The organism is Methylotuvimicrobium sp. (genome assembly GCF_050611805.1).
GTDB lineage: Bacteria > Pseudomonadota > Gammaproteobacteria > Methylococcales > Methylomonadaceae > Methylotuvimicrobium.
The window spans coordinates 60,456-72,863 of sequence record NZ_JBNGHF010000010.1; the positions used below are offsets into that span (position 1 = coordinate 60,456).

General features: G+C 50.2%; 12 protein-coding genes and 1 pseudogene. 1 reads left to right on the plus strand and 12 read right to left on the minus strand.

Features of this window, described 5'->3' with window-relative positions; genetic code table 11:
- Positions 1-600 precede the first annotated feature (600 nt).
- The 8 genes from ACRJJO_RS07040 to ACRJJO_RS07075 form a co-directional block, all read right to left on the minus strand.
- Positions 601-903 carry a chaperone modulator CbpM gene (locus ACRJJO_RS07040; protein WP_431065158.1) on the minus strand — a complete coding sequence of 101 codons (303 nt, stop codon included), beginning with the start codon at positions 901-903 and terminating at the stop codon, positions 601-603.
- A 1-nt stretch (position 904) separates the two neighbouring features.
- Positions 905-1,858, minus strand: coding sequence for a DnaJ C-terminal domain-containing protein (locus ACRJJO_RS07045; protein ID WP_431065159.1), 954 nt, complete (start codon positions 1,856-1,858; stop codon positions 905-907).
- A gap of 155 nt (positions 1,859-2,013) precedes the next feature.
- Complete coding sequence (locus tag ACRJJO_RS07050; protein ID WP_125219819.1) at positions 2,014-2,262, minus strand: succinate dehydrogenase assembly factor 2; 249 nt, start codon at positions 2,260-2,262, stop codon at positions 2,014-2,016.
- Positions 2,262-3,047: a succinate dehydrogenase iron-sulfur subunit gene (locus ACRJJO_RS07055; protein ID WP_431065160.1), complete on the minus strand. Its 786-nt coding sequence runs from the start codon at positions 3,045-3,047 to the stop codon at positions 2,262-2,264. The genes ACRJJO_RS07050 and ACRJJO_RS07055 overlap by 1 nt, the downstream gene beginning before the upstream one ends.
- Entirely contained in the window at positions 3,047-4,831 is a 1,785-nt protein-coding gene (gene sdhA, locus ACRJJO_RS07060) for a succinate dehydrogenase flavoprotein subunit (protein ID WP_431065161.1), read from the minus strand. The genes ACRJJO_RS07055 and sdhA overlap by 1 nt, the downstream gene beginning before the upstream one ends.
- Positions 4,832-4,833: 2 nt before the next feature.
- Entirely contained in the window at positions 4,834-5,214 is a 381-nt protein-coding gene (sdhD, locus tag ACRJJO_RS07065; RefSeq protein ID WP_125219822.1) for a succinate dehydrogenase, hydrophobic membrane anchor protein, read from the minus strand.
- A gap of 9 nt (positions 5,215-5,223) precedes the next feature.
- Complete coding sequence (gene sdhC / locus ACRJJO_RS07070) at positions 5,224-5,604, minus strand: succinate dehydrogenase, cytochrome b556 subunit (RefSeq protein ID WP_404355905.1); 381 nt, start codon at positions 5,602-5,604, stop codon at positions 5,224-5,226.
- Between the two features lie 60 nt (positions 5,605-5,664).
- Complete coding sequence (locus ACRJJO_RS07075) at positions 5,665-5,835, minus strand: DUF1674 domain-containing protein (RefSeq protein WP_431065162.1); 171 nt, start codon at positions 5,833-5,835, stop codon at positions 5,665-5,667.
- 498 nt (positions 5,836-6,333) lie between these two features.
- Between ACRJJO_RS07075 and ACRJJO_RS07080 the strand changes: the two genes are divergently transcribed.
- Positions 6,334-7,218, plus strand: coding sequence for a GGDEF domain-containing protein (locus tag ACRJJO_RS07080; RefSeq protein ID WP_431065163.1), 885 nt, complete (start codon positions 6,334-6,336; stop codon positions 7,216-7,218).
- Positions 7,219-7,322: 104 nt separating this feature from the next.
- Here the strand turns inward: ACRJJO_RS07080 and ACRJJO_RS07085 are convergent.
- The 4 genes and pseudogenes from ACRJJO_RS07085 to ACRJJO_RS07100 form a co-directional block, all read right to left on the minus strand.
- Positions 7,323-7,852: pseudogene (locus ACRJJO_RS07085) on the minus strand (REP-associated tyrosine transposase).
- A gap of 92 nt (positions 7,853-7,944) precedes the next feature.
- The gene (locus ACRJJO_RS07090) at positions 7,945-9,744 is read right to left on the minus strand and encodes an asparagine synthetase B family protein (protein WP_431065164.1); all 1,800 of its coding nucleotides are present in this window, start codon (positions 9,742-9,744) and stop codon (positions 7,945-7,947) included.
- A gap of 180 nt (positions 9,745-9,924) precedes the next feature.
- Positions 9,925-11,130, minus strand: a complete 1,206-nt coding sequence (locus ACRJJO_RS07095; protein ID WP_431065165.1) for a glycosyltransferase — start codon at positions 11,128-11,130, stop codon at positions 9,925-9,927.
- 6 nt (positions 11,131-11,136) lie between these two features.
- The gene (locus ACRJJO_RS07100; RefSeq protein WP_431065166.1) at positions 11,137-12,342 is read right to left on the minus strand and encodes a TIGR04063 family PEP-CTERM/XrtA system glycosyltransferase; all 1,206 of its coding nucleotides are present in this window, start codon (positions 12,340-12,342) and stop codon (positions 11,137-11,139) included.
- Positions 12,343-12,408: the final 66 nt, after the last annotated feature.

Consider the following 12,408-nt stretch of genomic DNA (forward strand, 5'->3'; position numbering starts at 1 on the left):
TCCCAAGCTCTGCTTGGGAAACGATTCCGCTAGCTCTGCTTGCCGTCACGAGAAGCAGAGCTTTCGGGACTGCCTTCCCAAGCCGAGCTTGGGAAGGAGCAAAATCTTGGGATATTAAACATCAGTGACTTCGAAATCGCGACGAAGGCGTCGCTCCCACAAGGGGCCGGATGCTCTGTGGGAGCGATCCCCAGATCGTCCCTCACCTAACGCTAGGTGAGGGAAAGTCGGGAACGTTGGGCGACAAAAAATGGTATCGAGGCCTCATTGGCTAAGATTGCAAAACAGTAATTTTTTTCTGGTTCCCACGGTCCTCCGTGGGAACCCATACCTTGTCAGCCGAAGCAAGATCGGTATGCATTCCCACGCTGGAGCGGTGGGAACGAGGAAAACTGTAATTTTTGACTTATGTATAACGATGAGAGCTCTGCTTGGGAAGGAGCAAGCCTGTAGCCCGTATGCATCGTCAGCGGAATACGGGGCAGGCATGGCTTCGAAAGCCCCGGATTGCGCGAGCTCCATCCGGGCTACGCAGTTGAACTTTCATTTACCGGGGCGATGACCGGGCCTTCATGAACGTTAGATTGAAAGCTTGCAAACCTAGCTTTCGTAGCGTTGCCTCAACATTTCAATTTCTTCGAGCAATTCGAGCACCAATGCCGCACCGGGGAGGTTTATGCGAAGATCGCGCTGAAGCCGTTGAACGGCTTGAAGCCTTTTCAGTGCGTCCGCCCCGAAACGCCAGTCGCCGATTCCAGAACCTTCCGGCTCCAAAACACCCTCCTCGACCAGTTCGATAACCCACTCGGCGCTGGTTTGTCCGAGCCGGCACAATTCAAGCAACGTAAAACGGGTATTATCATCCAAAACGATTACGCTGCTTATAATGACTTCATTGCTCATACTAGACTCCCATCCCGGCTCTCGGGTTTAGCGGCATCGCTCTTGCCATTTGTTCGTATATCGCTTTATCGGCATCAGACTTGGCTGGAGGCACGACAACTTTCAAAACGGCAAACTGATCGCCGGGCGGATTGCCGGGTAAGCCTCGCCCTTTCAGACGTAGCTTATGGCCGGTTTGCGAACCGGGCGGTATTTTTAATTCGACCGAGCCGCCCAGCGTCGGCACGGCAACTATTGCGCCCAATGCAGCCTCCCAAGGCGTTACCGGCAGTTCTAAATAGATATCGAGCCCTTCGGCATGAAAATAACGATGCTTTCTGAACGCAACTTCGAGATACAAATCGCCTTGCCGCCCTTTTCCGATGCCGGGTCCGCCTTGACCGGTCAATCGGATTTGTTGTCCGGCCTTAACGCCTTTGGGAATTTTGACGTTCAATGTGCGCGTTTTATTGATGATACGCCCGGCATCATCGATCTCAGGGATTTGTAGACTAATTAGGCGAGAAGCGCCGTGATAGGCATCTTCGAGATCGATCAGAATTTTAGCGCGATGATCTTGTCCTTGTGCTGAAAAATTCCGGCTATAAGTCTGTCTGCTTGCCCCGAACGGCGCGCCTCTCCCGAACAGCGTTTCGAAAAAGTCGCTGAAACCCGACGTATCGCCGCCGGTAAAGCCGCCGCCGGAAAATTCGAAACCGACATCCCAATCGGGCGGCGGCGTAAACGGCTGGCCTTCGCGCCATTGACTGCCGATGCGGTCGTAGGCCGCTCTTTTTTGAGGATCTTTCAGGACTTCGTAAGCCTCGCCGACTTCCTTGAATTTTTGTTCAGCATCGGGCTCCTTGCTGACGTCGGGATGGTATTTTCGCGCCAGTTTACGGTAGGCGCGCTTGATCTCGTCCTGAGTCGCGGTTTTTTCGACACCCATGATTTTGTAATAGTCTTTGTATTCCATCGAAAAACCTTTCCTTATCTGTTTCTATGCCTCAGGTTTCATAGCTCCGGCGTATGGAGACGAGACGAGTTCAGTGCCGCTCCTGCGGCACGGGACGCAGAGCGTCCCGGACTGCATTCCCACGCCGGAGCGTGGGAACGATAATCGATAGCGCCTCAACGACTGCCTTGCATCAGGCCCCGAATTTTTGCGACCAACTCGGCTTGCATGCCTGGCGCGGGTTCGCAATCGCCCATCAATAACGGCAAAAGCAACGAATCTTCCAGATTCAGCAAGGCTAGAAACGATTTTTTTTCGTCGTCCCCGGCGGCCAAATAACCATACTCGAGATAATTGATCAGCATGATATCCAGCTCCAGCGTGCCGCGTCGGCATCTCCAGCGAAGTTTGGCCAATTCGCTCATTACCCCAGTTTTCGTTGCACCAGCAGTTTTTTAGTTTCCGCTATCGCCTTGGCCGGATTCAAACCTTTCGGGCAAGTGTCGGTACAATTCATGATCGTGTGACAACGATACAGCTTGAATGGGTCTTCCAATTCGTCGAGACGTTCGCCGGTTCCTTCATCGCGGCTATCGACGAGCCAACGATAAGCCTGCAACAAAACGGCCGGACCCAAATAACGCTCGCTGTTCCACCAATAACTCGGACAACTGGTCGAACAGCAGGCACACAGCACGCACTCGTAAAGTCCGTCCAATTTTGCCCTGTCCTCACGGCTTTGCAGTCTCTCGGAGTCGGCCGGCGGCGGCGTTTGCGTTGCCATCCACGGTTTAATCGAAGCGTATTGCGCATAAAAATGCGTCATATCGGGAACCAAGTCTTTGACGACCGCCATATGCGGTAACGGAAAGATCTTGATCGTGCCTTTATATTCGTCGATCGCCTTGGTACATACTAAGGTATTTTTACCGTTGACATTCATCGCACAAGACCCGCAAACCCCTTCACGGCACGAGCGGCGGAAAGTCAAGGTGCTGTCGATCTCGTTTTTGATCTTGATGATCGCATCGAGCACCATCGGGCCGCAACTGCCGACATCGACTTCATAAGCATCGATACGCGGATTTTCACCCGAATCGGGGTCCCAGCGATACACCTCGAATCGCCGGACATTCGTTGCGCCGTCGGGCGCCTTGAAAAATTTGCCCCGGGTCAACTTGGAATTTTTCGGCAGTGTAAACTCAACCATCAGTAAACCCTCTCTTTCGGCGGAATGGCTTCGACTTCATCGGTCAAGGTATATAAATGCACCGGCCGATAGTCGATTTTGACTTCATTATCGTTTAACCAAAGCAAACTATGTTTCAGCCAATTCGCATCGTCGCGCTGACTGAAATCCTCACGCGCGTGCCCTCCCCGGCTTTCGGTTCGATTCCCGGCCGCAGCCATCGTTACGACGGCTTGGCTCATTAAATTATCCAATTCCAAGGTTTCGACTAGATCGGTATTCCAAATCATCGACTTGTCGGCCACGCTCACATCGGCAAGGCTTTCTCGAATGGCTTTCAGTTGCGTCAAGCCCTCCGCCAATGTCGAACCGGTTCTAAAAACGGCAGCCTTGCTTTGCATGACGCGCTGCATGTCGAGACGGATCTCGGACGTTGTACGACTGCCGTTGGCGTTTCGCAATTTGTCGAAACGTTCCAAGGCCTTGTCGCATGCATCGCTCACGAGCGGTTTATGCGCTGTGCCAGGCTTGATCAATTCGGCGCAGCGAATTGCCGCCGAACGCCCGAACACGACCAAATCGAGTAGCGAATTGGACCCCAAGCGGTTAGCGCCATGTACCGATACGCAAGCCGCTTCGCCGATCGCCATCAAACCCGGTATCACCTTGTCGGAATCGCCGCCTTTCAACGTGACGACTTCGGCTTTGTAATTAGTCGGAATACCGCCCATGTTGTAATGCACGGTCGGCAGTACCGGAATCGGCTCCTTGGTGACATCGACGCCGGCGAATATCCGAGACGTTTCGGCAATGCCCGGCAAACGTTCGTGAATGATCGCAGGGTCCAAATGTTCGATGTGTAAATACACATGGTCCTTGAGCGGACCGACGCCGCGGCCTTCGTTGATTTCGACCGTCATCGCGCGGCTCACGACGTCGCGGGACGCCAGATCTTTCGCCGACGGTGCGTACCTTTCCATGAAGCGTTCGCCTTCGGAGTTGGTCAAATAACCGCCTTCCCCGCGCACACCTTCGGTAATCAAGCACCCGGCGCCGTAAATCCCGGTCGGATGAAACTGCACGAATTCCATGTCCTGTAACGCCAAGCCGGCCCGCAGCACCATCGCGTTGCCGTCGCCGGTCACAGTATGCGCCGACGTACAAGAAAAATAACTGCGCCCGTAACCGCCGGTCGCCAGTACGGTCATGTGACCCTTGAATAGATGCAAGGAACCGTCATCCAAACACCAAGCCAGCACGCCCCGGCATTCTTCGCCTTCCATGATTAAATCGAGCGCGATATATTCGACGAAAAATTCGGCATTATGCTTCAAAGACTGCTGATACAAGGTATGCAAAATCGCATGACCGGTCAGGTCGGCCGCCGCGCATGTGCGTTGCGCCTGACCTTTTCCGAAATGCGTGGTCATGCCGCCGAACGCGCGCTGATAAATCTTGCCTTCCGGCGTTCTGGAAAACGGCACACCGTAATGCTCCAACTCGATCACGGCCGGAATCGCTTCGCGGCACATATATTCGATCGCATCCTGATCGCCTAGCCAGTCCGAACCTTTGACCGTGTCGTACATGTGAAAACGCCAATTGTCTTCGCCCATGTTGCCGAGCGCGGCGCTGATGCCGCCTTGAGCGGCCACGGTATGACTGCGGGTTGGAAAGACTTTTGAAATACAAGCGGTCTTCAAGCCTTTTTCAACCATCCCGAAAGTCGCGCGCAGCCCCGCACCTCCCGCGCCGACCACAACCACGTCATAACTGTGTTCGATAATCTTATAACTTCCCGTCATGTTTAGCCTGCTAGAGATATTTGTAAAACAGCGAACAATGCCGCGACAGCAATTGCCGTAAACAGTAAATGGCACGTCCAGACCGCACTCATTTTCGCGCCTTCGGTGGAAACATAATCCTCGATGACCACTTGCACGCCCAATGCCGCATGGAAGCATACCGCTAAAATCCATAGCGCGATAACAACCGTATTAAGCGGTGCCGCCAGCCAGCTTACCGTTTCTTGATAAGTCGCGGTGGTCGCCAGCTTGATCAAAACAATCAACCAATACGACAAGGGTATTAAAGCTACCGCGGTGACGCGTTGCAGCCACCAATGTTCGGTGCCGGATTTAGCCGAACCCAAACCGCGCGCTTTCGAAATCGGAGATCGATATTCCATGCTTGACTCCTAAAGAATGAAAAATGCAAAGGTGGCTGCTGTCAAAACCAGCGAAACGAAAAGCTCGATTAGCGCATAGCGATTCAATGTTTCGTTGTCGAAACTGCAACCGGCATCCCAAATCAGATGACGAACACCGTGACACAAATGAAAAAACAAGGCATACATGAAACCCCAAAGCACGATTTGCAGCAAAATCGAATCGGTCATCGCCTGCATTGCCGAGAAGGCTTCGGCGCCGCCCGCAATCGCATAAAGCATGCATAAAAACAGGATCAAACCTAAAGAAAGCATGACACCGGTCATGCGATGGGTAATGGAAATGAGGCCCGTCAAGGGCAATCGGTAGACTTGTAGATGAGGGGATAAAGGTCTGTTAGTACTGTTCATAACCGCCGCCTGCTGTTATTGAAAGCCACATACTACCCTTAGCATAGGGAATTTTCCAGGTTAAAAGTCGATACACCGGCCTTTCTTTTCCCAATCGCCGTATCGGGTCGGCTCAGGGCCCGGAGCGCCTCCTATTTCGGGAGTAGAATTCGGTGGCTTTGTACTCGTATCGACAGGCGTTTTTTTGTCTTGCTCATTCATTTGGCGTTCTTTATTCGGGTCATTTTTCATGTCGTTTACTCCTAAATTATATTCCACTGTTTTCCAAGCTCCGGCTTGGGAAACACACCCCAGAAGCTCCAGCTTCCAGTGACCGAAACAACCGCAATCAATCCCGACTCGCTCGCTCAATCTTCCTTGATCGTCGGGAAGCTAGAGCTTCCTGAACAGGTTACCCAAGCTCCAGCTCTCATCGTTATACATAAGTCAAAAATTACCGTTTTCCTCGTTCCCACCGCTCCAGCGTGGGAATGCATACCGATCTTGCCTCGGCTGACAAGGTATGGGTTCCCACGGAGGACCGTGGGAACCAGAAAAACCCGCCCCGCACGGGATTTCGTTCGATTTCCAAATCTTAAACCAGCCTAGGTATAGGGCGGCAAGATTTTGCCATCGATCCCGTCATGTTATTGACGCAATCAATTCATAATATTGATATTATAGGTTTTTTTCTTTTTGGCACGATCATAGCTTTAATCCTAAAAACAAATCTTTATCGAGGATTTAGCCATGCAAAAAAAAGCCGCCAATCTCGCCGTTGTCAGTAACAACACATTCGAAGCCTTCAAAGCGGATAATTTGACTCATTATGACATTAGCAGCGCTTTGCAAACTACACTGGAGTTCGATGAGCTAATCCATATCTTCAGTAATAAAATTCAAAACCTGATTCCACATAGCGGTTTTGTTTACAACAACGATGAATTCGGTCTTGAAATCAAAAACGGCATAGTGACTCGAAGCTCATGCTCTTATGCAATGAAGGTCGAAGAACAGCAACTCGGCGAACTCAAATTGATGCGCCGTCAGAAGTTTTCCGAACAAGAATTAAAAATGATTGAAACGCTGCTTTGTTGCTTGATTTATCCGCTCAGAAACGCGACCTTATTTCAACAAGCGATGAATCTGGCATTTACCGATGTGCTGACGCAAACACGGAATCGTTCCGCCTTCAATGACACCGTTCGCCGCGAAATACGCCTTGCACATAGAAACGGCAACCATCTATCGGTAGTATTTATCGATATCGATCATTTCAAAAGCATCAACGATAACTATGGCCACCAATGCGGCGATCTTGCGTTGACATCAATCGCCAAATGGATCAATGAAAGCATTAGAAGCAGCGACATCGTGTTCCGTTACGGCGGCGAGGAATTCGTCGTGCTTCTCAGCGAGACCGATTTAAAAGGCGCCGAATTGTTGGCGGAAAGAATTCGGCAAAACATCGAAAATCATATTTTCGCTTACGGACTGGAGACGATACGCATGACCGCAAGCCTCGGCACCAGTACTTTACACGGCGACGACACGCTAGACGAATTCATCGACCGGGCCGATCAAGCCATGTACCGAGCCAAACAAACCGGCAGGAACCGCGTCGTTACGGCTTAATGATGATTTTTCGCCTGAAACCAGAGCTCCAGCATCATCAACAAGCTGTTTCCCAAGCTCCAGCTTGGGAAACACACTCCGGAAGCTCTAGCTTCCAGAGATCCTCACCATTGCCGAACCACTTCAATCATCCCTTCTTGCCCTAAATAATTTCGTGCACTGGAATAACGCCAGTGCTCCGGCTTATCCACATAGCCTCGTTTAACAGGGTTTTGATGAATATATTCCAGCTTTTGACGCATGACTACCTCTGACTCTATTATTTGCGGATGGCTGCCTTCTTCCCAAACCTGATAGTCGCTATCATACTTGTGTACCCGTTTAAACAATGCCAGTAATTCCAATTATTTGAACGATGCTGTTCAAGATAGGCAATGAGTTGTTTTGCCGTGTATGATTTAAATCGCTGGATATCACGGCTTAAATTTTCGGATGCGGCAATCAGATGTAAGTGATTTTCAAGGATGACATAACCGTATAGTTGAAAATTGTCATTGCTCTGGAGATAGCGCCAGGAGTCAAGCACGATATCGACTAGTTTTGGATTTGTGAACAATGGTAGCCAGTGGTTTATCGTTGCTGTCAGGAAATGCGGGCAAGGGTTAGTTAGCACTCGATAACTGCTTCTTGGCATATTTGCGCTCCGTTTTTTTCGGGAAGCTAGAGCTTCCGTGACCGGTTTCCCAAGCTGGAGCTTGGGAAACAGCGAAACCGCGTCGTTACGGCTTAATGATGATTTTTCGCCTGAAACCAAAGCTCCAGCATCATCAAGATCCAAATCAATTCGCCGTAATAGGCCGCGTGGATACTCTGATGCATCTTAACGGCATGATCTAGAAAATCGGCGCGAAAATAATCGCGCTTTTTCAAGGCGCCGATACTATCGTATGCCAGCTCTTTCAACGGTTGATGGTCCTGCAGCCAAATCCCGAACGGCAAACCGAAACCATGCTTAGACTTGTTAATAATGGCTTCGGGCAAAAAATCGCGCATCGCTTGCTTATAAAACCAACGCAATTGCTGACCTTTCAACTTTTCCGAAGACGGTATCCGGCAAGACAAATCGACAATCGCGTTGCTCAGTAAGGGGTATCGCACTTCGACACCGATCATCTCGCACATTCGATTGACCTTGACCAAATCGTTATCATGCAAGGTCGTTTTCCAATCCATGTACAGCATACGGTTTAAAGCCGAAGCATTTTCCGGTCGGTGATAACAATCTCGCAGACTCTGAATTGGCCGGTCGATATCGATACCTGTCAAAAAATCGCCGGTAAATATCTCCTGAGCCGGATGCCGGTTCATGAAGTTATAGTCTTGCAAACGGTCCGGCAACGGAACTTCGGCCTGCTCGACATAGCGTTTGGCTTTAAAAAGAATTTTATTTTTCAGCAGCACATCGGGCGTATTGTACAAACCGGCTCTCAACAAAGTCCTAGCAAAACCGGGTATTCGATAATAGCGATTAAACAACAATTGTTTCGCATAGCGTTCATTGCCCGCGTACAACTCATCGCCGCCGTCGCCGGCCAGCATTACCTGAATGCCGTTGTCCTTAGCCAATTTGGCGCAATAATAAGCCGCCAACGCCGACGAATTGCCGAACGGCTCATCGTAATATGCGGCAATCTTCGGCACGGCGGCCACAGTATCGTCCGGCGTCACATAATATTCATGCGGCTGGGTTTTGAAACGCTCAACGGCAATACGCGCATACTCGATCTCATCGTAGCCTTCAACCGGAAAACCCATCGTAAAAGTTTTGGCTTGCTCCGGATACACTTTCGACAACGCACCGGCAACGCTCGAACTGTCCAGCCCCCCGCTCAAAAAAGCGCCGGTCACATTCGAATCGGCAGCCGACTGCCGGACAGCTTCTAAGATTTCATTTCGTAACGCTTGCCCGGATTGCTCGAGCGAATAAGCCCCTTGTTCGGAAAAAACCGGCATCCAGTAATACTGCAGAGCGATTTTTCCATCTTGATAAGTCAATAATTGCCCGCCTTCCAACTTTTGGACTTGCCGATAAATCGTATGCGGGCTCGGACAATGATGAAAATAGACATAATCGTAAATCGATTGGCGGGAAATCTCCGAACTGACTTCAGGGTGCGCGATGACACTATCGGCCGTCGAACCGAACACGATTCCGTTCGGCGTTTGCGCATAATAGAGATTGTTTTGCCCTAGGCGGTCTGTCGCCAACAACAAGCGTTTCTCGTATTCATCTAACAACATCAAGGTAAATGCGCCCTGCATATCCTTGATAAAATCGGCACCTTTAGTTTTATAGTTTTCGACAATCGCTTCTAGCGGCCCGAAACCGTGCCCGGTAAGCGCAAGCAGGCAATCCCGCTGTTTAAGCGACCGTTTATCATCGGAGACTAAAGCAAACGATTCGGCTATGCGTATGCCGATCGTTTTTTTAGTCGACTCGGGCGCGCAACTTTTCAGCGATTCGGCAAGCTCATGCGCTTGATTTCGATCGATACCGGTACCATACCAGCCAGCAATAAATCCCATTTTTCACCCTTTAATCGATTTTTGTTTTTCTATTATACCTTTCGCACTTCAAGTTTCTGCAGTGTTTAAGGAGGCGCCGGGGTGTTCGGCAAAGGCTTTGCCAGCATGGATGCTGACATAGAGCCTACATGGACGTATTCACGGCGTCCTTTGACGGGCACCCCGGCGCCGAATTTTGATCTACGATAGGCATATTCGCTTAAATTCGGCAACCAAAGTATCGACACGATGATGCCACGCGTTCTGCTCGGCATAATGCCTGATCGCCTGCCTGTCCCACTGTTTATTCAATGCATCCGATAAAGCAAGTTGTAATGCCGATGAATCGCCGAACGGCACGATCGCACCTAATGACGCATCATTGACGACTTCACTATTGCCGCCGACATCAGTGGTTATCACCGGCAAACCGCAAGCCATCGCCTCCAAAAAAACATTGGCCCATCCTTCATTGGCTGTTGACAATACAAATATATCTGATGCCGACAACGGCGATTTTAATTGTTCCGAAGGCAACGGCCCTAAAAAGCGGACATGGTTTTGCAAATTCAAGTCGGCAACTTGTTGTTCCAATTGCTTTCGATTATTACCCTCGGCGCAAGCCCCGCCGACGATCAAATACATCAAGTCGGGAAATGCTTTGAGCAATAACGGCAATACTTCGATAACGCGATGATAACCTTTGCGATCGACCAATCCGCCTACCGATATTAATACTGGCGCACCTTCAGGCAAATTCAAATCCCGCCTGGCTTCGGCGCGATCGACCGGTTGAAACTTATCGGCATCGACGCCGTTACCGACGACTTGTATTTTGTTCGAATCGATGCCCAACGCAACGACGTGACGCTTGAGCGAATCGGCCACCGAAAATATTTTCGTGGCCCTCTGCAAGGCCGAAACAATCCGAAGTTTGCGTGCCGGAAACTTCGACAAACTGACTTCAGTCCCTCTTAACGTAATCGTCACCGGCACCTTGAACCGTTTACCGAGCCAGGTCGCGGCATAACCGTCCGGATAGGCGAAATGCGCATCGATCAAATTAAATCGGTGTTTCCGCTTCAATCGGACCATGGTCGGCAATGCACCCAAAGCCATCATAAAACCGTCCCACTGCTTTAAAAACCCCGGAATCGACAAAAAACGAGGATAATAAACCTCAACACCCTGTTGTAATTCGAATTTCGGCGGCTGAGGACGAAAACCGGGCTTCACCAAACGGATCAGGCTTTGCAACGGAAACCAGGCAACCGGCGAAACGACGACAATCGGCAATTGCTGACCGACCCGAAACATGCGCTCACGAATGAATACACCCGAATTCGGTTGCGCGGAACTGGGAAACAAAGAACAAAAAACGACGAGGCGAGGAGTTTTATCGGTCATGAACAATCATTTTTGGAGCAAGCGTTGATAGACATTTTGATAACGGCTTACGCTATAGGCCCAATTCCGTTTTTCCTCGACGAAACGGCGCCCGTTCGCGCGAATCGCATCCCATTGGGAACGATTATTCAACAAGCGCAGAACCGTTTGCGCGAGACTTTCGGCATTTCCCGCTGCAAATAAATAACCGGTCTTTTCATCGTCGATCAATTCCTTATGCCCGCCGACATCGGACGCTATGACCAATCGCCCTTGCGCCATCGCCTCCAACGGTTTGAGCGGCGTAACCAAATCGGTCAAACGCATCGACAGGCGCGGATAAACGAAAATATCGACCTGATTGTAATAGTCTTGCACTCGATCATGCGGCACTCGCCCGGTAAAAACGACCTTGTCTTGCAAACCCAAATCGCGGGCCTTTTGCTTGATCGCGTCATCCTGAGGACCGCCGCCGACCAACAATAAACGAACATCCGGAATTTCCTTCAGAATCGAGGGCAAGGCATCGAGCAAAAGAGGAATGCCTTCATAGGCATAGAACGAACCGATAAATCCCAATACCACCTTATCCACCAACCCCAGTTGTTCGCGCAATGGCAGATCAGGCTCGACGTCGTAACTGAATTTATCGATATCGACCGCATTCGGAATTACGGTAATTTTGCTATCGGCAACGCCCCGGCCGATAATGTCGTTTCGCAAACCTTCGCAGATCGTCGTCACGGCATCGGCATTTTTAAACACATGGGTTTCCAGAAAGTGAGTCACGCGATAACGCAAACTTCCTTCGGTCGTCGATCCGTGATCGACAGCAGCGTCTTCCCAAAACGCTCGGCATTCATAGACCAATGGAATCTTGTGTTTTCGTGCCGCTTTCAGAGCAGCCAATCCGTTCAACGCGGGGGAATGCGCGTGCAGAATATCGGGGTTGATTTCTGGAATGATTTCATCCAAGCGTTTACCGAGCGATTTTACAATCGCCCATTGGTTCACAATCGGCCAATCGGCCCAAAAACATTGCGGCATCGGCGACCGGTAAAATAGTAACCCGTCGACTTCTTCAACCGCTTGCTCGGTAACTTTATGCTTTGCCGAAGTTACATGAAATGTTTGCCAACCAAGTTTCTTTTGTTGTTCTAAAATAGCACGGGTTCTAAAAGTGTAACCGCTATGCAGTGGAATCGAATGATCAAGTATGTGCAGTATTTTCATTTTTTGTTGTTATTCAAACTCGACACGGCCATCCCTGAGTTTGGAATGTATGATTAAGTTTAGCCC